17 protein-coding genes and 1 pseudogene are annotated in these 19,399 nt (G+C 59.1%); 5 read left to right on the top strand and 13 right to left on the bottom strand.

The annotated features are described in order from the left end of the window. Position 1 precedes the first annotated feature (1 nt). The 5 genes and pseudogenes from NH398_RS11105 to NH398_RS11085 all read right to left on the bottom strand — a co-directional run. Positions 2–850: pseudogene (locus NH398_RS11105) on the bottom strand (magnesium chelatase domain-containing protein); the annotation flags it as partial. A 117-nt stretch (positions 851–967) separates the two neighbouring features. Further along, positions 968–1,837 (bottom strand): ABC transporter substrate-binding protein, encoded by an 870-nt coding sequence (locus tag NH398_RS11100; protein WP_253018572.1) that lies wholly within the window; start codon positions 1,835–1,837, stop codon positions 968–970. A gap of 109 nt (positions 1,838–1,946) precedes the next feature. Continuing rightward, entirely contained in the window at positions 1,947–4,043 is a 2,097-nt protein-coding gene (locus NH398_RS11095) for a TonB-dependent siderophore receptor (RefSeq protein ID WP_253018570.1), read from the bottom strand. Between the two features lie 142 nt (positions 4,044–4,185). Then, the gene (locus NH398_RS11090; protein ID WP_253018568.1) at positions 4,186–5,121 is read right to left on the bottom strand and encodes an AraC family transcriptional regulator; all 936 of its coding nucleotides are present in this window, start codon (positions 5,119–5,121) and stop codon (positions 4,186–4,188) included. 245 nt (positions 5,122–5,366) lie between these two features. Beyond that, positions 5,367–5,708: an accessory factor UbiK family protein gene (locus NH398_RS11085; RefSeq protein ID WP_159343507.1), complete on the bottom strand. Its 342-nt coding sequence runs from the start codon at positions 5,706–5,708 to the stop codon at positions 5,367–5,369. Between the two features lie 371 nt (positions 5,709–6,079). Here NH398_RS11085 and NH398_RS11080 point away from each other — a divergent pair, with 371 nt between their 5' ends. From NH398_RS11080 to glnK, 3 genes are all read left to right on the top strand, one after another. After that, the gene (locus tag NH398_RS11080; protein ID WP_058579766.1) at positions 6,080–6,418 is read left to right on the top strand and encodes a P-II family nitrogen regulator; all 339 of its coding nucleotides are present in this window, start codon (positions 6,080–6,082) and stop codon (positions 6,416–6,418) included. A gap of 60 nt (positions 6,419–6,478) precedes the next feature. After that, positions 6,479–7,726, top strand: a complete 1,248-nt coding sequence (locus tag NH398_RS11075; RefSeq protein WP_253018566.1) for an ammonium transporter — start codon at positions 6,479–6,481, stop codon at positions 7,724–7,726. 263 nt (positions 7,727–7,989) lie between these two features. Next, on the top strand, positions 7,990–8,328 hold the full coding sequence (gene glnK / locus NH398_RS11070) for a P-II family nitrogen regulator (protein ID WP_009098335.1): 339 nt from the start codon (positions 7,990–7,992) through the stop codon (positions 8,326–8,328). Between the two features lie 161 nt (positions 8,329–8,489). Here the strand turns inward: glnK and NH398_RS11065 are convergent, their stop codons facing one another. Further along, entirely contained in the window at positions 8,490–9,266 is a 777-nt protein-coding gene (locus NH398_RS11065) for a ferredoxin--NADP reductase (RefSeq protein ID WP_253018564.1), read from the bottom strand. 191 nt (positions 9,267–9,457) lie between these two features. Here NH398_RS11065 and NH398_RS11060 point away from each other — a divergent pair, with 191 nt between their 5' ends. Continuing rightward, the gene (locus tag NH398_RS11060) at positions 9,458–10,384 is read left to right on the top strand and encodes a LysR family transcriptional regulator (protein ID WP_044629892.1); all 927 of its coding nucleotides are present in this window, start codon (positions 9,458–9,460) and stop codon (positions 10,382–10,384) included. Between the two features lie 3 nt (positions 10,385–10,387). On the opposite strand, the gene NH398_RS11055 is transcribed toward NH398_RS11060, so the two are convergent. The 3 genes from NH398_RS11055 to NH398_RS11045 all read right to left on the bottom strand — a co-directional run bounded on the left by NH398_RS11055 (position 10,388) and on the right by NH398_RS11045 (position 15,033). Beyond that, the gene (locus NH398_RS11055) at positions 10,388–12,487 is read right to left on the bottom strand and encodes a methyl-accepting chemotaxis protein (RefSeq protein WP_253018562.1); all 2,100 of its coding nucleotides are present in this window, start codon (positions 12,485–12,487) and stop codon (positions 10,388–10,390) included. Positions 12,488–12,631: 144 nt separating this feature from the next. Then, a complete protein-coding gene (locus NH398_RS11050; protein WP_253018560.1) occupies positions 12,632–14,500 on the bottom strand; it encodes a methyl-accepting chemotaxis protein in 1,869 nt (622 codons plus the stop codon). Positions 14,501–14,601: 101 nt separating this feature from the next. Further along, positions 14,602–15,033 (bottom strand): host attachment protein, encoded by a 432-nt coding sequence (locus NH398_RS11045; RefSeq protein ID WP_253018790.1) that lies wholly within the window; start codon positions 15,031–15,033, stop codon positions 14,602–14,604. A gap of 89 nt (positions 15,034–15,122) precedes the next feature. On the opposite strand from NH398_RS11045, the gene NH398_RS11040 reads away from it, so the two are divergent. Beyond that, positions 15,123–15,710, top strand: a complete 588-nt coding sequence (locus tag NH398_RS11040) for a histidine phosphatase family protein (protein ID WP_228168779.1) — start codon at positions 15,123–15,125, stop codon at positions 15,708–15,710. Here the strand turns inward: NH398_RS11040 and NH398_RS11035 are convergent. The 4 genes from NH398_RS11035 to NH398_RS11020 all read right to left on the bottom strand — a co-directional run bounded on the left by NH398_RS11035 (position 15,707) and on the right by NH398_RS11020 (position 19,322). Continuing rightward, positions 15,707–16,099 carry a Rid family detoxifying hydrolase gene (locus NH398_RS11035; RefSeq protein ID WP_083023016.1) on the bottom strand — a complete coding sequence of 131 codons (393 nt, stop codon included), beginning with the start codon at positions 16,097–16,099 and terminating at the stop codon, positions 15,707–15,709. The two genes, NH398_RS11040 and NH398_RS11035, sit on opposite strands and share 4 nt — an antisense overlap. Positions 16,100–16,196: 97 nt before the next feature. Next, positions 16,197–16,973 carry an amino acid ABC transporter ATP-binding protein gene (locus NH398_RS11030; RefSeq protein ID WP_269202181.1) on the bottom strand — a complete coding sequence of 259 codons (777 nt, stop codon included), beginning with the start codon at positions 16,971–16,973 and terminating at the stop codon, positions 16,197–16,199. A 37-nt stretch (positions 16,974–17,010) separates the two neighbouring features. Then, positions 17,011–18,111 carry an amino acid ABC transporter permease gene (locus NH398_RS11025; RefSeq protein WP_253018558.1) on the bottom strand — a complete coding sequence of 367 codons (1,101 nt, stop codon included), beginning with the start codon at positions 18,109–18,111 and terminating at the stop codon, positions 17,011–17,013. A 20-nt stretch (positions 18,112–18,131) separates the two neighbouring features. Further along, positions 18,132–19,322, bottom strand: coding sequence for an amino acid ABC transporter permease (locus NH398_RS11020; RefSeq protein ID WP_253018556.1), 1,191 nt, complete (start codon positions 19,320–19,322; stop codon positions 18,132–18,134). Positions 19,323–19,399: the final 77 nt, after the last annotated feature.

Below are 19,399 nucleotides of genomic sequence, written 5' to 3'. Positions count from 1 at the left end.
AGCCGCCGCCGACCAGCGCGGCGGCGCTCGCGCTGTGGTGGGGTTGGCGGAAGGGCCGCTGGCCCCAGTCGGCTTCCAGCGCCAAGCCACATACCGAGCGCACCGCCGCCACCTGTAGCGCATCATCCTCTGACAGCGGCGGCAAAATGCCGGGTAAGCGGCTGGCGAGCATGGTTTTGCCGGTGCCGGGTGGTCCTGCGAGCAATAGGTTATGGCCCCCTGCAGCAGCGACTTCCAGCGCTCGGCGGGCCTGATGCTGGCCGCGCACGTCGGCTAAGTCCGCCATGGGGGCGGTGGATTTGACGGAGGCTGAGAGCTGGTGGGGCGGAATTTTCTCCTGGCCCAGTAAGTGGGCCACCACTTGCCAGAGAGAGTCGGCGGGCAGCACCGGTAAATCGCCTGCCAGAGCCGCTTCATCGGCGCAGGCGCGGGGCACAATCAGCGCTTTGTTAGCGCGTCGGGTGGCCAGCGCAAACGGCAGCACACCGGGCACCGCGCGCAGTTTGCCATCCAGCGCCAGTTCCCCTGCGCACTCCATGCCTTCCAGCGCATCTACCGGGATTTGGCCGGAGGCCGCGAGGATGCCCAGTGCAATCGGCAAATCAAACCGGCCACCCTCTTTGGGAAGATCCGCCGGGGCGAGGTTGAGGGTAATGCGCTTGGTGTTGGGGAAATCAAAACCCGCGTTGATCAAGGCGCTGCGCACCCGTTCGCGGCTCTCTTTCACGGCGGTTTCCGGCAACCCCACCAGGGTTAACCCCGGCAAACCGTTGGCTAAGTGAACCTCTACATGTACCGCCGGTGCTTCTAACCCCACGCCTGCCCGCGTGGCGACAATCGCTAGTGTCATGGCGCTCCCTCGCAACGTCTATCAATCGGCTCACTCAGTTTAATGAGCTATCTCGTTGGCTAAGCCTACTTTATGTCAGGCCTTGTGCGCTACTCAGGTGGGCAGGCTGATGGCGGGCTAGTCAGCGTGATGGGCATTCAACGCGCTGGTGAGTTCGCGGGCAAAGCGCTGAGCGGAGGGCAGTGCACCAAAGCTCCACACTGGTGGTAGGCGAAGCAGGCGGCCGTTTTGCACGTTGGGTAAGTGCTGCCAGAGGCCGCTCCCTTCCAACTGCTCTTCCACGCCTGCGGGGAGTGGGTCAACGATGACCAGCGTGGCATCGGGGTAGCGTGCCAGCGCTTCGATACCGGCCAGTGAAAATCCCCAGGCGTTGGTGGGTTGGTCCCAGGCATTGGGCAGCTCAAGCTGCTCTAGCACGGCGTTATAGAGGCTGTTCTCGCCAAACACCCGTACATGCCGGGCATCCATAAACTGCACCATCAGCAGTGGGGGCGAGTCGCTGTGCTGGCGGCGCAGCTCGGCCATCAGCTGTTCGGTGCTCTCAATCAGCGCCTCGGCTTCGGCGTTGCGGTCGGTCAGCTCGCCCAACTGGCGGGTGAGGCTCTGCATCTCTTGCCATGTCTCCGCGCCCGGTGAGTAGAGGGCGAAGGTGCCTACCGGGGCGATTTTCTCCAACCGGGGAATTAGCCCGGTAAACATAGGCGAGAGCAGCGTTTGCTCGGGAGGCGATTGGGCCAGCAGCTCGAAGTTGGGCTGGGTGCGCAGGCCAATATCCATCACATGCTCGGGAATGCGCGGCTCGCCCACCCAGTCGTGGTAGGCGGGCTGCTGCGCAATGCCGCTGATCGGCGCGTCAATCGCGAGCAGCGTCTCGGCAATGGTCCAGTCGATGGTGGCCCACTGGGCGTGGCTGGTGGTAGACAACAGCAGGCCAGCCGCGAGCAGGCTGCGGCGAGCCAGGATAAGCAGTCGGGGGAAACAGCGCATGAGGTTAGTACCTAGCAATAAGCGCCTTATTTAAACGAGTCTGTTTATCAATTGCAAATAGAAACACCCAGGCATGCACAGGGCGCGTGCGCCTGGGTGTGGCCGCTGCTTAGAAACGGTAATGAACGCTGGCGGTGACGCCGCGTTCGGCACCGAAATAGCAGTACTCCAGTGAGTTACACGACGCCACATACTCTTTATCCAGCGCGTTGTGCACATTCAGGCGGGTTTCGACGCCATTGAGGCCTGCTTGGCTCCAGTCGTAGCCCAGCGTGGCGTCAACGAGGGTGTAGTCCGGCACGGTGGCGGTGTTGGCTCGGTCAGCGGCAATATCAGCGTAGTGGCGCACGCCCACGCCGATATCCACACCGCTTAGCCAACCCTTCTGCACGGCATAGTGGCCCCACAGCTGTACTTGATGGCGGGGGGAGTAAATGGCGTTATTGCCCTGGTTGCCGTCGTCGCTCTTGGCGTAAGTAATGTCGGTAAAGCTGTAGCCTGCCTGAAGTGAGAGCGCCTCGGTGAGCTGCGTTTGGGCTTCCAGTTCGATGCCTTGCGACTCAATCTCGCCTACGGCACGGTAGGGGTCGGTAGGCTGCTCTTTGGTGGCCACGTTCTCCTGGCTAATGTGGAACAGCGCTGCGCTGTACTGCTGCTGTTCGTTGGACTGGTATTTCACGCCAGTTTCCCACTGTGCGCCCTCCATGGGAGCGAGCAGGTCGCCGTTGGCATCGACGAAGCTGGTGGGGGTAAAGGCCGTCGAGTAGCTGACGTAGGGGGCGATGCCGTTATCGAACAGGTACACCACCCCAGCGCGGCCGCTAAATTGGGTGTCACTCAACGCGCTGGTAGCGCCGCTGTCGCGATTGGTGCTGTCGATATTTACCCAGTCAAAGCGCCCGCCTAGCGTCACGCGCCAGTTATTGACGGTGATCTGATCCTGAAGGTAGACGCCGGTTTGCTCCAACTCGTGGTTCTCCCGGATGGGCGCGTAGAACGCCAGCGGCTCGCTGCCGTAAACCGGGTTGAAGGCATCCAACGAGGGGAACGCGCCGGAAGGCCAGGCAACCTCGTTCTTGCGCTGCTGGTAATCCGCTCCCAACAGCAGGGTGTGCTCCATGAAGCCGTTGGTCAGGCGGGCTTCTAACTGATTATCTACCGTTAAGGCATGAAGCGATTCCTCGCTGCCGGAGTAGTAGCGGGCCAGTGCGTTTGAGGTCGGCGATGCCCAGCCAAACCCATACACCTGATTTAGCGTCACGTCTGAATTGAGATAGCGCAGCAGTTGGCGGGCGGATACGCGGTCGTTAAAGCGGTGCTCAAGGGTATAGCCAAGCATGCGCTGGGTGCGCTTATAGGCGTCGTAGTCGGCTTCGCCATCGAAGAAGTTATTGCTTATTTGGCGGCCATTGCGAGCGATCACCGCGCCTTCATAAGGCACGCCGGAGTGGTAGCCGCCTTCTGGCTCATCCTGAAGATACGCTTCGACGGTCAGGCTGGTGGCGTCGGTCATGTCCCAGGTCAGCCGTGGCGCAATAGCGTAGCGCTCCTCTTCGGCTGGGCCAAACTGGGTATCAGCGGCGCTGGCGATGCCGGTGAGGCGAAACGCAACGCGCTGCTCTTCCCCCAGCGGGCCAGTGAGATCAAACGCAGCGCTGCGCTGATCATTATTACCGACCCTAACGCGCAGCTCGCCGCCCGGCTCGAATTCAGGACGTTTGCTGTTGAGGGCCACCACGCCGCCCGGTGAGGCGCGGCCATACAGCACGGATGCAGGGCCGCGCACCACTTCGATGCTGTCTAAAAACCAGGGGTCGATGCGCATGCTGCTATGGGAGTTGGCGTCGCCCATCACCTTCAAGCCATCTAAAAAAGTGTTGCTCAAGCTGCCATCGGAGAAGCCTCTTAACACCAAGTAATCAAAACGGTTGGAAGCTCCAATTTGATTGCTGTACACGCCGGGGGTGTAGTCGGTGGCGCGCTGTACGGTACTGACGCCGCGTTGCGACATCTGCGTTTCGGTGATGGTCGAAACGCTCTGTGGGGTTTCGATAAAGGGCGTGGCCACTTTGGTGGCTGCCTGCTGGGCAGTCACGGTGACGGTGGCTAAGTCAGTGTTTGGCTGTGCCGCCGCAGGCGTTGCCAACGCAACGAGCAGCGCGCTGCTCAAAGGCGCCCATAAGAAGGAGCGATGGGTAGAGGCCATAAGTGATCCTGGGAGGAAGTGGAATCAGTATTATTAAGCAATGATAATTATTGCTTTTTATGGCGTCGTAAAGGTATGCGCCGTGCCAAGCCTGCTATGCGCGCTGACATGTTTGTACACGCGAAAGGAACTCAAGCGCGGGCTATACGCTGGAGCGATTCCACTCGTGAGGGGAAAAACCGAAGTGGCGTTTGAAGGCGCTGGAGAAGTTGCTGGCATGCCGATACCCACAGTGATGGGCCGCTTTTTGCACGCTCTCACCTCGTTGCAGTGCCTCGTACCCCTGCTGTAATCGCACTTGGCGAATATAGTCGAACAGCGTGCAGCCGTAGCAGGCGCGAAACTTCTGGCGCAGGCTGCTGGGGCTCATAGCGGCTTCTTTGGCTAATGCGGTGAGGCTATAAGGCTCGGCGGGATGCTGAGCAATGCGCGAGTGCAGTGCCGTGAGGCAATGACGATCACGGGTAGAAAGGCGTTTATGCTCGGGCAGCGTTGTCGGGCGTTCGGGCAAACCTAATCCAATCAGTTGCAGTGCTAACCCCTGCCAAACGAGCGCCTGTCGCCAGAGCGAGGGCGGTTGCTCACTAATGGTGCAAAGCGTTTCGCAGAGGGCCTTGGGGAGCTTCCAGCAATGCAAACATGAAGCATCAGGCGGGGTGGGTAGGCCTAAGGGTGCAGTGGTCAGAACCGCAATATTCACAGTACGAAGGCGTGTCTGAACAGGTTGATGCACCGTGAGTGGGTGCCGGGCATCAAAGTGGCTGCATACGCCATCTCCTGCAGAGAGCTGTATCTGCTGCTTGCCCATTTGGAGATGAATAGTGCCTTCCAAGATAACGCTCAAGAACCATGGCACGCTTTGGTAAGACGTGGAGGTATAGCCACGTTCTACCTGCAAATCAGAGAGCGTTAAGTGCACCCCGTGGCGCAGGCTAACGTCATGTACATGACCAGTGGCGACCGGCTGGCGCGGAGAAGTAGGGCCTTCAATGCGGTAGTGAATGCCGAAGCGCTGGCCAAGTTGGGCCAACGAAAAGGGGGTGATTTCAGGCGTTGCTAAGCGTTCCTGCTGAGGCATTGGGGCAGTCGCTATCGTGGGTGGAGCGTAGTGCCTGCGCCGTATTGGTGCTTAACGGCACGCGTGAGGCTGCAGATAAGCGCACGATAGCACTATCACTAGGGTTGTCAATGATAGTGATTCTTGTTCACTGGTATAAGGTTTTGAATTAAGTGCAGGGGAGAGGACGGGAGAGAGTGTGGGAGAGAGGTAGGGGCAAGAAGTGGGGCAGCCGAACCTGCCCCATGCCGTGCAAAACGGCGTACTTACTCAGCGCCGTCAGCGGTTGGCTTAGTTGTGCTGGAAGGTTGCACAGGGGCGGGCGGTACTTCAGCTTCTACAGGCGTGGCGGCGGTGGTGCTAGAGGCCTCTACCGCCGCTTCCAGGCTGGCCACTTGACGCTCTAGGGCTTCTACCCGGGAGCGGGTGCGCTGCAGCACATCCATCAAAATATCGAAATCTTCCCGCGATACCAGCTCCAGGCGATCGAACGCGCCGCGTACCACCTGCTGGACACCTTTCTGAATATCTTCCGGGGCTTGCGAGGCATTCTGCAAACGGTCGCCGATCTGCTGGGCTAAGCGGCTAATGCGGTCTTGGGGCGCCATGGCTCTCTCCTTAAACGATCACGCATAAATGTGAACTGCTTGTGAGTAAGGATACGCAACCCGCCGTGGATTCGCATGTGCCGTTTGTTAATTAAGCGCAATGGATAGTGAGCAGATGGGGAGCGGACAAATGCATCGAAATGGAGCGGCTAGCTTTTTTTAATGTTCATTAATGGTGCAAAGCCCGGGCGAGCGCTAATCGGTAGCGCCGGTTTGTTACCGTAAGTTGCTTATATAAATAGGTTAAGTGACTGAAATATAAAAATAAAAAAGTGGGTGGCACGGTATGCGCATTAGCAGGGCAAGCACTAAATTCGGGCGGCCATGCCGCTTTCCACCGAGTGGGACTGATCCAGCAGGGGAGATCCGGGATGAAACTCATCACCGCTATCATCAAGCCATTCAAGCTTGACGACGTTCGTGAAGCACTCGCCGACAACGGCGTTCAGGGGATTACGGTCACTGAAGTGAAAGGCTTTGGCCGCCAAAAAGGGCATACCGAACTCTACCGCGGTGCGGAATACGTGGTCGACTTCCTGCCCAAGGTGAAAGTGGAAGTCGCCGTGGACGATGCGCGCTTGGAGAGCGTATTGGACGCCATCTGTAATGCAGCGAATAGCGGCAAAATCGGCGACGGCAAAGTGTTTGTGACGCCGTTGGAAGATGTGATCCGTATTCGTACCGGTGAGCGCGGTGCCGACGCCGTTTAAGCGCCGCCCATCGATCTGCTGATGACGTATAACTTCGCTTAGTATAACGGGGAACACCTCATGAATGAGTTAGCTGATTTGAGCTATGCGCTCGATACGTTCTACTTCTTGATCTGCGGCGTGCTGGTCATGTGGATGGCCGCTGGCTTCGCCATGCTGGAAGCGGGCTTGGTTCGCTCCAAAAACACCGCAGAAATCCTGACGAAAAACATTGCGCTGTTCGCGATTGCTTGCACCATGTACCTGCTGGTGGGCTACTACATTATGTACTCCAGCAGCGCAGGCGGCTTCCTGCCGAACCTGGGCTTCTTGATCGGCACTGAAAACAGCGCCGATGCAGTGCTGGCCGGTGGCGACGATGCGCCTTACTACTCCATGCGCTCTGACTTCTTCTTCCAGGTAGTGTTTGTTGCAACTGCCATGTCGATTGTCTCGGGTGCGGTTGCTGAGCGTATGAAGCTGTGGGCGTTCCTGGCCTTTGCCGTGGTGATGACGGCATTCATCTACCCGGTGTCTGGCTACTGGACCTGGGGTGGCGGCTGGTTGTCTGAAGTGGGCTACTCTGACTACGCGGGTTCCGGCATTGTGCACATGGCCGGTGCGGCTGCAGCGCTTGCAGGTGTGCTGGTACTGGGCCCGCGTAAAGGCAAGTACGGTAAAGATGGTTCTATCCATGCGATTCCTGGTGCCAACATGCCGCTGGCAACGCTGGGTACCTTCATCCTGTGGATGGGCTGGTTCGGCTTCAACGGCGGCTCTGAGCTGAAAATGTCCGATATCGGTTCAGCCAACAACGTTGCACAAGTGTTCGTGAACACTAATGCAGCGGCTGCCGGTGGCGTGATTGCTGCGCTGGTGCTAGCCAAGCTGTGGTTCCGTAAAGCGGATCTCACCATGGCCCTGAACGGTGCGCTGGCTGGCCTAGTCGCCATTACCGCTGACCCGCTCTCTCCGTCAGCGCTGGGCGCTGCCATGATTGGTGCGGTGGGTGGCCTGATTGTGGTGGGCGCTATCGTGACCCTCGACAAGCTGAAGCTGGATGACCCGGTCGGTGCGATCTCCGTACACGGTGTGGTTGGTATCTGGGGTGTGCTGGCAGTGCCGCTCACCAACGGTGACGCCTCTTTCGGTGCACAGCTAATCGGTATCGTGGGCATCTTTGGCTGGGTCTTCATCGCAAGCCTGGTGGTGTGGCTGGTGCTGAAAGCGGTCATGGGTATCCGCGTTAGCGAAGAGGAAGAGTATGAAGGCGTCGATATCGCTGAGTGCGGTTTGGAAGCCTACCCCGAGTTTAGCGTCAAGAAATAAGCTTGCGCTAATCATGTGAGCTGGCGTGCTCCTTGTGGCCTCCCCGAGCGGGAGGCCTTTTTGTCGTTGAGGAATACGCGTTACGCCGCTGGTTATGAGCTAGGTACGTACGGGTTTTTTATTCTCCGCCCTGGGCGGTGTATGCTTAACCGACTGGGTAACGGGCTTGGCTATGCGAGCGCCCCGCCAACCTTGATGGGTTATGACAACCGTTCAATAACGCTGTTTTGATACAGTGGGCCACCAAGCTAGAGGATGTCGCAATGAAATTGATCTCAGCCATTATCAAGCCGTTCAAGCTTGATGACGTACGCGAATCGCTCTCTGATATCGGCGTGCAGGGCATTACGGTAACGGAAGTGAAAGGCTTTGGCCGTCAGAAAGGCCACACGGAACTCTACCGTGGTGCGGAGTACGTGGTGGATTTCCTACCCAAGGTGAAGCTGGAAGTCGCCGTTGACGACGATATGGCCGAGCAGGTGATCGACGCGATTACCCAGGTCGCCAATACCGGTAAGATCGGTGACGGTAAAATCTTTGTGATGCCCCTTGAGCAGGTCATCCGTATCCGTACTGGTGAAACCGGTAAAGACGCGGTTTAACGGTGAAGCGTCAGTAGTGAAGGGTAAGGCGTGAACAGTGAGTTGCGCTGAATAGACAAAGCCCCTGTGGATATCATCCACAGGGGCTTTGTGCATAAGGCGATGGTGATACGGGCTACGATTTTCTATTCACCCTTCACCCTTCACCATCCAAGCAGCACTTACTTCTCGACGAACGCACGCTCGATGACGTAGTCGCCCGGCTCGCCCATGCGCGGGGAGATGTTCAGGCCCAGTTCGTCGAGCAGCGCGCTGGTGTCGTCCAGCATCGCCGGGCTGCCGCAGATCATGGCGCGGTCTTGGCGCGGGTCAATCGGCGGTAGGCCGGTGTCTTCGAACAGCTTGCCGCCGCGGATGTGGTCGGTCAGGCGGCCCATGGTGTGAAACTCTTCACGGGTGACCGTGGGGTAGTACACGAGCTTTTCTGCGATCTCTTCGCCCAGGTACTCGTGGGCGGGCAGCTCTTTGGTGATGAAGTCGGCGTAGGCCAGCTCGGAGACTTCACGCACGCCGTGTACCAGCACGACTTTTTCGAAGCGCTCGTAAACTTCCGGGTCTTGAATCAGGCTCATGAACGGCGCCAAGCCGGTACCGGTCGAGAGCATATACAGGTTGCGGCCCGGCAGCAGGTCGTCGCACACCAGCGTGCCAGTCGGCTTGCGGCTGACCATGATTTGGTCGCCTACTTTCAGGTGCTGCAGGCGCGAGGTGAGCGGGCCATCGGGCACTTTGATGCTGAAGAATTCCAGGTGGTCTTCGTAGTTGGGGCTGGCGATGGAGTACGCGCGCATCAGCGGCTTGCCGTCCACTTCGAGACCGATCATGACGAATTGGCCGTTTTTGAAGCGCAGGCTGCGCTCGCGGGTAGTGCGGAAGCTGAACAGGGTATCGTTCCAGTGGTGAACGCTTAGCACTTCTTCCAGGGCAAACTTGCTCATGCTCACTCCTCCAGAGGCGGCGCGGTCTAAGCCTTGCTCGCCATATTCCAAAAAAGAATAAAAAATAGCTCTATAGGTTGCTCTCAATTCTAAATAAGGGTGGTATATCTGTTAAGCAAATTATCTTGATAACGCTTATCTTTAAAATCGATATAGCCCTTCGCCGATCACTCGACAGATAGGTTTTGGTCATGCACTACACCCTGCGTCAGCTAGAAGTCTTCGTAGCCGTTGCTCAGCACGAGAGCGTTTCCCACGCGGCGCGCGCGCTGGCCATGTCGCAATCGGCTACCAGCACGGCGCTGGCCGAGCTGGAGCGCCAGTTCGACTGCCAGCTGCTCGATCGCATCGGGAAACGGCTGAAACTCAACGCGCTCGGCTTTCAGCTACTGCCCAAGGCGGTGGCCCTGCTCGACCGCGCCGAGGAGGTCGAAGAGCTGCTGCGGGGTCAGCAGGGCGTGGGCGCATTGGACGTGGGGGCAACGCTCACCATCGGTAACTATCTGGCCACGCTGCTGATCAGCGATTTCATGCAGCGCTATCCCGGCAGCCGGGTGCGGCTGGCGGTGCGCAATACGCGGCATATCATTGAGGGCGTGCGCCAGCACTCGCTCGATTTAGGGCTGATCGAGGGGCAGTGCGATGACGACATGATCATCAGCCAGCCCTGGGTCGAGGATGAGCTGTGCGTGTTCTGCTCGCCGCGCCACCCGCTGGCAGGACGGGAGCATCTGGAGCTGGATCAACTGCTGCGGGAGGATTGGATTATGCGCGAGGAGGGCTCCGGTACACGTATGACGCTAGAGCATGCCGCCCGCCACCGTCGCAGCCGGTTCAATACGCTGTTGGAGCTGGAGCATACCGAGGGCATTAAACGCGCGGTGGAGTCGGGATTAGGGATTGGCTGCGTGTCGCGGCTGGCACTGCGTGATGCCTTCCGGCGCGGCAGCTTGGTGCCGCTGCCCACGCCGGAGTTGGATCTAAAGCGCCAGTTCACGTTCATCTGGCATCGCCACAAGTACCTCACCACCGGGGTGCGGGAGTTTTTACGCCTCTGCCGGGAAATGACCGCCGGGGCCAAGCGCAGTGACGATATCCCGCTGCCACCGATTCCCTAGCGGTTACACCTTGTCCTTTTCAGGGCTTGGCAGCGCCTGAGCCTGCGACGCCTCTAGCGTAAAGCCACCCACCAGCGCGGCCAGCCTGTCCGCTTGGTCTTTGAGCTGCTCTGCAGCGGTGGTGGACTCTTGCACCAGGGCGGCGTTTTGCTGGGTCATCTGATCCAGGTCGGTCACCGCGACGCTGACTTGGTTGATGCCGTCGTTCTGCTCACCGGCTGCCGTACTGATATCGCCCAGCATTTGGGTGACGCGCGTCACGCTATCGGCCAGCTCGTGCATGGCGGCTTCAGCGTCGCGTACCATTTGCGTGCCGCTTTCGACCTTGTCGGCAGACGCATCGATGCGCTGGCGGATATCCTTAGCGGCGTCGCTGCTGCGCGAGGCCAGCTTGCGCACTTCATCGGCCACCACGGCAAAGCCGCGCCCGTGCTCGCCAGCTCGTGCAGCTTCCACTGAGGCGTTGAGCGCCAGCAGGTTGGTTTGGAAGGCAATGCCGTCGATCACGCTGACGATGCTCTGAATTTCTGCCGAGGTCGCGCGGATGTCATCCATGGTCGAGACCACCTGGACAAACGCCTTGTCGGTACGGGAAGCCAGCTGCGAGGCGGTGTTGGACAGCCCGCTGGCCTCTTGGGAGGCGTGGGTGGTGTGGCTGACGGTGCTGCTGATCTCTTCCATCGCTGCCGAGGTTTCTTGCAGGCTGGCAGCGGCTTGCTCGGTACGCCGTGACAGGTCATGGCCGCCTTGGGTGATCTCGTTGGCTGCATGGTTCACGGCCTCGCTACTGCGCCGTACGTCCAGCAGAATGGCCTGAATTTTTTCGGCAAAGGCGTTGAACTGCTCGGCCACGGCGGCGCTCTCATCGCGGCCATGCACAGGCAGGCGCTGAGTGAGATCGCCGTTTCCAGAGGCGATCTCTTCCATTCTGTTCGCCAAGCGTTTGAGCGGACGCGCAATACGCCCACCAATCCACCACAGAGCGGCGATGCCGATGGCTGCCAGCAGCAGCCCCACCAGCGTCATTCCCAGGGTGTTTTGCTGGCGCTGATCGCTCAAAACGTTTTGCAGCGCGTTGAGTTCGGCGAGCACGACGGACTCGGGCAACTGTAGCACCAGCACCCACGGCTGCTCCGTATCGCCAATGGTTAGCGGCTGATAGCGCTGAAACATGCCGTTGGCCATGCTGCTGTAGAGGCTGCCTTGTGTTGTGGCTTCGGCAATGCCGTCAAGCGCCGTGTCGCTCAGCGCGTTGCTGGCAGGCAGGCCCAGGGCCTCTTCGCCGTTGGTATCCGCCACCAAACCGCCGCGCCCGGCGACCAGCGCCATCCGGCCTGCGCCGTCATACAGCGCGGCGTTGGCGTCGCGCAGCAGCGTTTGGATGAAGTTCAGCGAGAGGTCGACCCCGGCCACGCCGCGAAATTCGCCGTTCACCAAAATCGGTGCGTTGAACGAGGTGACCAGCTGCGTTTCGCCGTCGTAATCGTAGGCAGCGGGGTCGATCACACAGGGAGCGAGCGTTTCGCGGGGACAGAGGTAGTACTCCCCCTCACGCACGCCGCTGGCCAGGCGGGTTTCGCTCTCCATGGTGTCGCCTAGTGGTAAGACCTCGAGCGAGCCATCCCCAGTGCGGTACCACCAGGGCATGAAGCGGCCGCTGCCATCGTGGCCGTAGCGCTCGTCGCCAGCAAAGCGGGCGTCGTCCCCAAAGGCATTGGGCTCCCAGCCGATGAACGCATCCAGCAGCGCCGGGTTGTCGGCAACCGTCTGCCGTATCAAGTTGGAAAGCTGACGGCGGCTCAGGTAGAGCGCGCGCTGGCCTTCGGCATCTTCCACGCCCATGAGGGCGTTGGTGGTGGCGAGCTGGCTAGCCAGCGTCATGGCCTTGTCCAGCTCGCGCTGAATCCGTTCACCCTCTGCTTCGGCAATGGCATCGAGCCGCGCGTCCAGTGCGCTTTGCATGAGCGTCTGGGTATGCTCTTCAACGGTTTGTTGGGTGCGGGCGGCCGCGATCAGGTTATACACCACTAGCGCGGCAACGACGGCAAGCAGGCAAGGGCCTGCCAACGCCAAAACGAGAGAGCGAAGGGAACGAAAGTGCATAGAGGAGCGGTCCTGTTTCAGCAAGAGGCGAAAGAGCGTATCGAGTGCCATCCTTGAACCAGTAGAACAAAGATTCATGGCTAACGCGTGACATGGCCACCACCGCAGGCAAGAGGGCGGAGGCGGCCAGGGAGGCGGTGCCGGTTAGAAACTCTCCGACGTGCGCGGTAAACGGTCCTGTGGTGCCTGTAGCGCGGGCGATGCCGTGTGAGAGAGTTTGAAGCTACTGATCGTGCCGGTCAGGTGATCCGCCTGCTCTTTCAACTGCTCGGCGGCGGTGGTGGACTCCTCGACCATCGCAGCGTTTTCTTGGGTCATCCGGTCCAGTTCTGCCACCGCAATATTGACCTGCTTGATACCGTCGCTCTGTTCGCTCGTCGCGGCGTTGATCTCTTCTAGAACATCGGTCACGCGGGTGATGTGCTCGACGATATCCTGCATGGTGCTGCCCGCGTTACGCACCAACGAGGTGCCGTTATTCACCTTGGCTTGCGAGTCCTCGATCAGTTTCTGGATATCGTTGGCCGCGTCGCTGCTACGGCCAGCCAGTTTGCGTACTTCCTCTGCTACGACGGCAAAGCCACGGCCGTGTTCACCCGCGCGGGCAGCCTCGACCGAGGCGTTCAGTGCCAGCAGATTGGTTTGAAAAGCGATGCTGTTCATCAACGTGACGATATCGCCAATCTTGTTGGAAGCGTCGGAGATGTCTTCCATGGTGGTGACCACGTTCGATACCACCTGACCGCCCTCTTTCGCGACTTCGGTGGCCGCGTGGGAGAGCTTGTTGGCTTCCTGGGCTGAGGCCGCCGTGTGCTGTACGGTGCTGGTGATCTCTTCGACCGAGGCCGAGGTTTGCTGCAGGCTCGAGGCGGCGTTATCGGTACGGCGCGAGAGATCCTGGCCACCCATGGCAATCTCGTTAGCGGCGTGGTGCACCGATTCGCTGCTGGTGCGCACGTCGATCAAGACGTCTTCCATTTTGCCTACGAAGCGATTGAAGGCGCTGGCAATTTGGGCCACTTCGTCGGTGCCCTCTTCGGGAAGGCGCTGGGTCAAGTCGCCTTCGCCCGAGGCGATGTTATCCATCGCATTGCGGACGCCCAGCAGGCGACGCAGCAGCAGCGACAGCAATATGCCAAAGACCACGGCGGTAATGGCCGCGACGATCAGCAGGGTCACGATGGACGTGGTGGCAATGGCGCGCAGGCCTGCGGTGGCCTCTGCTTCGTCTAACGCGACGACCAACTGCCAACCGCTGTTGCCGTCGATGGTGCGTCCCATCAGTAGCTTGCTGCTGCCTTGTAGCGCCAAGGGGTGCGGCTGCTGAGCGTTGGATAACGTATTGAGATACTCGGCATTCAATTTGCTGTTGAGTGTGGTCGTTGGTTCCAGTGCCAGCTCACTGTCTGGGTGGGCAATGAGGGTGCCGTCGCCGGTGGCAAGAAAGCCAAAGCTAGAGGGAGTCGGCGAAATTTCCTGCACGATGGCGACCATGTCACGAATATTGACATCGGCTCCCACGACCGCCTGTAGTTGGTCGTTTCTGTAAAAAGGGCGTGCAAACGTTACGACCAAGTCGCCGCTTTGAGCGTCGACGTAAGGGGCCGTCACGATGGTGTCACGTGCCTCCACCGCTGCTTGGTACCAAGGACGCTCCCTAGGGTCGAAATCAGCCGGTGGCTCCCAGCCATTAAAAAAGATGGTTTCGCCGCTGGCCGCAACGCCAATATAGGTCGCCATGAAGTTGCCGGAGGTCGTCAACTGCCGCAAAGCAGCGCGAGGGTCATCGCTAGCAATGGCTTCATCCATACCAGACAGCATCGTACTGCGCGAAGCGATCCACTCGCTTAACGCGCTGCTATTGCCGCGCACGACGGCATCCAAGTTACGGGTGATCTGTTGAGCGTTGTGCTGTTTTACCGTTAGGTAACTGGCGATGCCATTTATGATCAGGGCCAGCGTAATAGCCGTGAGTGCCGCTAGAAGAATACGTAAACGTAGGGAAGAAAACATAGTCGCTCTCGGGATCATCAGGGTTCATGATGGGTATCGGCGAGAGCGGCTACGCCTTTAGTAAAAAGCAGGAAAAAAGTTAGTAAGCGCTAACTGTAGTGTTAACGAAGATCGCTGACCGCGTTCTGAATATCAGCCATAGGCGCTTTGCTGAGGTCTTTCGAGAGCGTGTGGGTGACCAGCTTCTGCGTGGGGTTGTCGAGCTTCTCTTTGAGCAGCCCCAAGAACTTGGGAGGCGCGACCATGATCAGCTTGTCCATGCTGTTGTCCACCCGCGCAGTGTAGAGTCGCTGGGCGACTTCTTTGGCAAACAGCTCGTTTTCATGTTGGGAGGCCGCGCCCTCCTCGCCGGATGAGCGCGATGACGTTGACGTAGACTCATGAACATCGGCACCGCGGCGGTCCGTGATCAAGTCGCCTTCATGCAGCCTGCCTGCGGCGTGTACCAAGCTCTCCTGCTCGGCGAGGTGAAGTGCATCACGGGTGAAGATACGTGCCCGAGCGGCGTCGGCTACCACGATATAGGTGGTCATTGTCATACGTCCTCCATGTCATTGATTACCCTTTAACCATGGCAACCGTTCCGTGTTTGGTCAAACACGGTTTTCATAGAGAAAAGAGCATGGATATAGACGACTCACGTCATCATTGGCGAAACCGCTATCTGCTGATGCGCCATGGCCATAGCCAGGCTAACGCACAAGGCACCATCATCAGCTCCCCTGAGCGAGGGCTTTTGGCGTATGGGCTGTCGCCGCAGGGCGAGCAGCAACTGGCAGATACCGTCGCACGGTGGCACTGGCCGGTACCCACACAGGTCGTGCATTCGGACTTTTTACGCACTACGCACACCGCCGCCCGAGTGGCCGCCGCGTTTGGGTTGGAGATGCAAAAAGAGGAGCGCTTGAGGGAGCGCCACTTTGGTGAATTGGAGGGCAAGGCGGATAGCCACTACCCGGAGGTGTGGGCCTTCGATGCCCAGAACGCCGACCACACCCAGTGGCAGGTGGAGCCGGTCAAGCGTGTCGCGGCACGCATGGTTGCTGCGCTGGAAGCGTTGGAGCAACGCTTTGAGGGTGAAACGGTGCTGGTGGTTAGCCACGGCGACCCCCTGCAAATTCTGCTCACGGCGCTGGCGGGCAAGCCGCTGACGCAGCATCGGGAGCAGCCTGCGCTACTGCCTGCCAGCATTACACTCGTGGGTGGTTAAGCGCCCGCTTTGGGAGGAATCCAGGCGATCATATCGACTTCGACATCCGCGCCGCCCGCAAGCCCGGTCACGCCAATGCAGGTGCGGGTGGGCAGTGGTTGTTGGAAGTAGCTGGCGTAGACCTGATTCACTTCATCGAAGTGGCCCATATTGGTGATGAAGACCCGCGACTGAACCACGTATTCGAAGCTACTGCCGACCTCTTCCAGCACGATGGCCAGATTCTGCATCACCCGGTGGGTTTGCTCGGTAAACGTGCCCAGCAGCATCTCGTTGGTTTCCGGCACCGTGGGCATTTGGCCGGTGATGAAGACCAAATCGCCCACCCGGCAAGCGTGTGAGAACGGGGCAATGGGCTGCGGTGCGCGGTCAATGAAGAGCTTTTCCATGATGACTCACTTGTTGTGATGTTGTGGCGTAGAGGGTCCATGAAAATGGGCCTCACTGGAGGCCCACGTTCAGTACATCGTGGCACTGGAGACAGGATTAGTGCCCCAGAATCTGGCTCAAGAAGAGCTGGGTGCGCTCGGATTGCGGGTTATTGAAGAACGGCTCGGGGGCGTTCTCTTCGATGATTTGCCCTTGGTCCATGAAGATGACGCGGTCGGCCACAGTCTTGGCGAAGCCCATCTCGTGGGTAACGCACAGCATGGTCATGCCCTCTTCGGCCAGCTCGATCATGACGTCCAGTACTTCCTTGATCATTTCCGGGTCGAGGGCCGAGGTCGGTTCGTCAAACAGCATGACGTCCGGGTGCATGCACAGCGAGCGGGCAATGGCGACCCGCTGCTGCTGACCACCAGAGAGCTGGCCAGGATATTTCTTGGCCTGCTCGGCAATGCGTACCCGTTCCAGGTACTGCATGGCCATGGCTTCGGCCTCTTTGCGGGGCTTTTTTTGCACCCACATCGGTGCGATACAGCAGTTCTCCAGCACCGTGAGGTGAGGGAACAGGTTGAAGTGCTGGAACACCATGCCGACGCTACGGCGAATCTGCTCGATGCGTTTGACGTCCTGAGTGAGCGGTACGCCGCCTACCACAATCTCGCCTTTTTGGTGCTCTTCCAGATGGTTGATGCAGCGAATCATGGTGGATTTACCGGAGCCTGAAGGCCCGCAAATGACGATCCGCTCGCCGCGTTTCACTTCCAGATAAATGTCGCGCAGCACGTGGAAATCGCCGTACCACTTGTTCACGCCGCGCATTTCTACCATCAGATCGGAGGGGCTGGTGCCAGGGGTGTTGGTCGCTGCTTGAGTCATGTCACTATCCTGCTAAAAATCGTTGATGAAAGCGGCGTTAGCGCTTGTGGCCGGTATGCAGCTTGCGTTCTAGGTACTGGCTGTAGCGCGACATGCTGAAACAGAAAATCCAGAACATGAAGGCAGCGAACACGTAACCTTCCAACGAGAAGCCGAGCCAGCGTGAGTCGGCCAGGGCCGCTTGCACGATCCCCAAAAGGTCGAAAAGCCCGATGATCATGACCAGAGTGGTGTCTTTGAACAGCGAAATGAAGGTGTTCACGATACCTGGGATCATCATCTTCAGCGCCTGGGGAAGAATGATCAGCCCCATGCGCTTCCAGTAGGTCATGCCGAGGGCAGCCGCCGCCTCCTCTTGGCCCTTGGGAATGGCTTGCAACCCACCGCGGATGACCTCGGCCATGTAGGCACTCTGGAACAGCGTCAAACCGATCAGCGCCCGCACCAGGCGGTCTACGTTCATCTCGGAAGGCAGGAACAGCGGCAGCATTACCGAGGCCATGAACAGCACGGTGATCAGCGGCACTCCTCGCCAGAACTCGATAAACACCACGCAGAAACTTTTGACGATCGGCATGTTGGAGCGTCGCCCTAAAGCCAGCACGATACCGATAGGTAGCGCGCCCACCATGCCCACCGTGGCCAGCAGCAGTGTCAGCATCAGGCCACCCCAGCGGTGGGTCGGCACCTGGGGAAGGTCGAAGTAGCCGCCGTAGAGCAGTATGAACGACAACACCGGGAAAACGATCAGCGCAAAAATGGCCACCCAGCGTTTGAAAGGCAGTTTGGGAATCGCCAGCCAGCCGATCAGGGTAAAGAACATGGCGAACACGATATTGGCGCGCCAGATCTCTTCGCTGGGGTAGAGGCCATAGATGAACTGGGTCAAACGGGCGTTGATAAAGACCCAGCAGGCCCCTTCCCGTGAGCAGTCGTCGCGGGTGGTGCCGACCCAGTCGGCGTTGATGAACGCCCACTGCACGGTGGGTACTACCAGCAGATAGAGAATGTAGAGGCCAATCAACGTGAAGATCGTATTGATCGGGCCGTTGAACAAGTTGGTGCGCAGCCAAGCAATGGCGCCCACGGAGCTGCTGGGCGCCGGTCGCTGCTCGATCATGGTTTGATTATGAATCATGTGTGGCTCCTCGCCTCAGCCTAGCGTTCAACCAGCGCCACACGGGCGTTGAACCAGTTCATGAACATGGACACCAGCAGGCTGATCGTCAGGTAGACCGCCATGGTCATGGCAATGACCTCGATGGCTTGGCCTGTCTGGTTCAGCGTGGTCCCTGCAAACACCGATACGAGGTCCGGATAGCCAATGGCCGTAGCCAGCGACGAGTTTTTGATCAGGTTCAAATATTGGCTGGTGAGCGGGGGAATGATGACTCGTAGCGCCTGAGGAATGACCACCAGGCGCAGCACTAGGTTACGCGGCAGGCTCAGGGCTTGAGCCGCTTCGGTTTGGCCATGAGAAATGGCCTGAATGCCGGAGCGCACGATCTCGGCAATGAACGACGCCGTATAGATCGATAGCGCAAACCATAGCGCCAGGAACTCGGGAATCACCGTGATGCCGCCGCGGAAGTTAAAGCCGCGCAGCTCGGGCATTTCCCAGGTGATAGGCACGCCAGTGACGAACATGACCAGCAGCGGCAGGCCAAAGATCAGCGCAAAGGAGATCCAGTACGCGGGAATGCGCTGCCCCGTGGCCTCCTGACGGCGCTTCGCCCAAATCACCAGCGTGATACTGGCCGCGATGGCGACCACGAAGGTGACAGGAATCAGCCCAAAGCCTGATTCGAACAGCGGCTCAGGCAGGTAAAGCCCGCGCACGTTAAGGAACACGGCTTCGCCAAACGCCAGGCTTTCCCTCGCGCTGGGGAGCGCCCGCAGCACGGCAAAGTACCAAAAGAAGATCTGCAGCAGCAGCGGGATATTACGAAACGTTTCGATATACGCCGCCGCCAGTTTGGCGATCAGCCAGTTGGGCGATAAACGGGCGATACCGACAATGAAACCAATGAGGGTGGCGGCAATCACGCCTAGCCCGCCCACCAACAGCGTATTCAGTAGGCCAACGAAAAAGGTGCGGCCATAGGTGCTTTGGGAGGAGTAGTCGATCAGACTCTGTACGATCCCGAAGCCGGCGGTATTACTCAGGAAGCCAAAGCCTGTGGTGATACCCCGAGAGGAGAGGTTGTCTTGCACGTTGCCGACGATATAGAACAAAAAGGCGATAACAGCGGCGATGAGCAGACATTGGAAGATGAGCGCACGTTTGGCGCGGTCTCGCCAGAACGGTGGCTTTTGGCCAACGGGGCGAGCGTTAGGTCTTACGGACATGGGTGGCGTCTCCGCGATACGGAAGGTCAATCAAATGGCCCGCCAGGACCCAAAGGGGTGGCGGGCCGGGGTCAAGC

Origin of the sequence: Halomonas sp. CnH100-B (assembly GCF_024124605.1) — a bacterium.
Taxonomy (GTDB): domain Bacteria; phylum Pseudomonadota; class Gammaproteobacteria; order Pseudomonadales; family Halomonadaceae; genus Vreelandella.
Note: the sequence above shows the minus strand (reverse complement) of the source record. Positions and strands in the feature narration are given on the sequence as shown.

What these genes read in the sequence shown, in the direction of transcription:
- NH398_RS11100 (WP_253018572.1), bottom strand. Translation starts at nt 1,837, where the DNA reads ATGCGCTGTTTCCCCCGACTGCTTATCCTGGCTCGCCGCAGCCTGCTC.
- NH398_RS11085 (WP_159343507.1), bottom strand. Translation starts at nt 5,708, where the DNA reads ATGGCGCCCCAAGACCGCATTAGCCGCTTAGCCCAGCAGATCGGCGAC.
- NH398_RS11075 (WP_253018566.1), top strand. Translation starts at nt 6,479, where the DNA reads ATGAATGAGTTAGCTGATTTGAGCTATGCGCTCGATACGTTCTACTTC.
- NH398_RS11050 (WP_253018560.1), bottom strand. Translation starts at nt 14,500, where the DNA reads ATGTTTTCTTCCCTACGTTTACGTATTCTTCTAGCGGCACTCACGGCT.
- NH398_RS11095 (WP_253018570.1), bottom strand. Translation starts at nt 4,043, where the DNA reads ATGGCCTCTACCCATCGCTCCTTCTTATGGGCGCCTTTGAGCAGCGCG.
- glnK (WP_009098335.1), top strand. Translation starts at nt 7,990, where the DNA reads ATGAAATTGATCTCAGCCATTATCAAGCCGTTCAAGCTTGATGACGTA.
- NH398_RS11045 (WP_253018790.1), bottom strand. Translation starts at nt 15,033, where the DNA reads ATGACCACCTATATCGTGGTAGCCGACGCCGCTCGGGCACGTATCTTC.
- NH398_RS11055 (WP_253018562.1), bottom strand. Translation starts at nt 12,487, where the DNA reads ATGCACTTTCGTTCCCTTCGCTCTCTCGTTTTGGCGTTGGCAGGCCCT.
- NH398_RS11040 (WP_228168779.1), top strand. Translation starts at nt 15,123, where the DNA reads ATGGATATAGACGACTCACGTCATCATTGGCGAAACCGCTATCTGCTG.
- NH398_RS11065 (WP_253018564.1), bottom strand. Translation starts at nt 9,266, where the DNA reads ATGAGCAAGTTTGCCCTGGAAGAAGTGCTAAGCGTTCACCACTGGAAC.
- NH398_RS11025 (WP_253018558.1), bottom strand. Translation starts at nt 18,111, where the DNA reads ATGATTCATAATCAAACCATGATCGAGCAGCGACCGGCGCCCAGCAGC.
- NH398_RS11020 (WP_253018556.1), bottom strand. Translation starts at nt 19,322, where the DNA reads ATGTCCGTAAGACCTAACGCTCGCCCCGTTGGCCAAAAGCCACCGTTC.
- NH398_RS11080 (WP_058579766.1), top strand. Translation starts at nt 6,080, where the DNA reads ATGAAACTCATCACCGCTATCATCAAGCCATTCAAGCTTGACGACGTT.
- NH398_RS11060 (WP_044629892.1), top strand. Translation starts at nt 9,458, where the DNA reads ATGCACTACACCCTGCGTCAGCTAGAAGTCTTCGTAGCCGTTGCTCAG.
- NH398_RS11090 (WP_253018568.1), bottom strand. Translation starts at nt 5,121, where the DNA reads ATGCCTCAGCAGGAACGCTTAGCAACGCCTGAAATCACCCCCTTTTCG.
- NH398_RS11030 (WP_269202181.1), bottom strand. Translation starts at nt 16,973, where the DNA reads ATGACTCAAGCAGCGACCAACACCCCTGGCACCAGCCCCTCCGATCTG.
- NH398_RS11035 (WP_083023016.1), bottom strand. Translation starts at nt 16,099, where the DNA reads ATGGAAAAGCTCTTCATTGACCGCGCACCGCAGCCCATTGCCCCGTTC.